Here is a 1,819-nt window from a genome sequence, read left to right as displayed (position 1 = left end):
TTAAAGTATGTTTGAAAACCCACCTGCCATCGGATTTTTGCGTCCACGTTCAGCTGCGTGTAAGTAGCTATACTGGAGTGATGACAAATTCTGATCACCCCCCAGTTGACTCGCAAATGTGGACAGAAGATCAAATTAAAGATGTCATGGCAAAGATGTACGATCCTGCAATGATTAAGAAAGATTTGATCGACTACTTAAACGAATACTGGCCCAGAAAAGGAGAAGAATATATTGTATCGGCAAGCGATAGATACACTGATCTGGCGGAGCCGCAACAAAAGGTGATCCCACCAGATTTTGTGTTGGAAATTCTCAGTGTGATTGTTCAGTATGAGGTATACCGCCAAGAAGGCGAAATTCGCATCATGCTAGCTATCGGAGGACTGACTCAGGATTGGAAGATGATTCCCAAGGCTCGAATATGCTACGCTCACATGAGGTACAATCTGAATTTCTCAATGTTTGACATTGATCTTTATTATAACTGATCACTGAATTTCACACCTCCATCCCCACTGCCCCAAAAGCTTATACAGATGGCAAGGATGAAACCAGACGCCGAACTCCCGCCCGATCACCTCGCGTACCCAGATGGGTGTCCAGTGGGGTCCTATGGGAGAAGTGGGATCTTTTAACCAGTGCTGGACTTGCTGTTCTTGCTGAGCTGATAGTCGTCTGGGACGCCCCTTCGAAATGCTGGCTTTAAGTGCTGGTTCACCTGATTTGAGATATCGTGCTCTCCACACATAGATGGTGTTTCGGTTGACTCCAAAGTCCCTGGCCCAACTCGGACCATGAAATTTTTCCCGCTGGAAACGTTCGATGAAGTGCATTCTCCGCTCTTCCAACTTTAAGCGGCCAGGAGTCATGAATGGGCCAGCCTTTTGACCATCAGACGGATCATCACTTCAAAAACCAGGTTTTCAGAAGTGGCTGGAAGTCGTTCATAGTCTTTGGCCAGACGTCTGGATTTCCCCAGCCAAGCAAAAGTTCTCTCAACCACCCAACGACGTTTCAGCACCACAAATCCTTCAGGCACTTCGACAGGTGGGGGTGGATCTGCGTCTTTGGAGACCCAGACGCGTTTGACCCCAGTCCAAGGGTGTTTGACCACCTCAATAGTCCAGCCCAGCGTGTTTTTGATTTCTTTGATCAGATCGCCAGTGTAGCCTCGATCTGCCCAGACATGCTGCATTCTTGGGAAGAGGTCTTTTAGGCCAGCAAAGACCTGGGGGGCAGCCTGACGGTCTTGCAGGTTTCCCTCGTGCACCACCACTTTGAGGACGAGTCCAAGGGTATCCACCAGGATATGGCGTTTTCGGCCATTGACTTTTTTGCCCCCATCGTAGCCTCTGGGCCCGCCAGCCTCGGTGGTTTTCACGGATTGACTGTCAATGATTCCCGCACTGGGGATAGGATCACGGCCTGCGCTCACCCGCACCATTTCTCTGAGTGTGGTGTGCAATTGCTCCCAGAGACCTTGGATTCTCCAGAGGCGATGGTAGAAATAGACCGTCTGCCAGGGAGGAAAGTTGCAGGGCAGGAGCCGCCAGGCGATGCCACCCCGGAGCACATAGAAAATGCCATTGAGGATCTGGCGTAAAGACCATTTTCTAGGCCGACCGGTGGAAGCTTCTGAGGGCAGAAGGGGCTGCAAAATAGCCCACTCCTCATCCGTCAGGTCACAGGAATAACGCTGAGATTTCATGACTCAGCGTAGAAAGTTTACTTCCGGGGATTCCGTCAAACCCATTCCAGTTAGACCTGGTGTAAAATGGGAAATATCAGCTTTCAGATGGTTCTCAAACATACTTTA

3 protein-coding genes are annotated in these 1,819 nt (G+C 49.7%); 1 reads left to right on the top strand and 2 read right to left on the bottom strand.

The features are described from left to right. The coding region (locus tag DC3_RS28710) for a hypothetical protein (protein WP_222594856.1) at positions 1 to 491 on the top strand (491 nt) is incomplete at its 5' end. Here DC3_RS28710 and DC3_RS30230 read toward each other — a convergent pair. Both DC3_RS30230 and DC3_RS28700 read right to left on the bottom strand, forming a co-directional pair. Then, entirely contained in the window at positions 492 to 836 is a 345-nt protein-coding gene (locus DC3_RS30230; RefSeq protein WP_186816341.1) for a helix-turn-helix domain-containing protein, read from the bottom strand. It lies immediately after the preceding gene. A 32-nt stretch (positions 837 to 868) separates the two neighbouring features. Then, on the bottom strand, positions 869 to 1,711 hold the full coding sequence (locus tag DC3_RS28700; RefSeq protein ID WP_146892238.1) for an IS5 family transposase: 843 nt from the start codon (positions 1,709 to 1,711) through the stop codon (positions 869 to 871). Positions 1,712 to 1,819 lie beyond the last annotated feature (108 nt).

Origin of the sequence: Deinococcus cellulosilyticus NBRC 106333 = KACC 11606 (assembly GCF_007990775.1) — a bacterium.
GTDB classification, from domain to species: Bacteria; Deinococcota; Deinococci; order Deinococcales; family Deinococcaceae; genus Deinococcus_C; species Deinococcus_C cellulosilyticus.
This window is presented reverse-complemented; position numbering and strand designations above follow the sequence as displayed.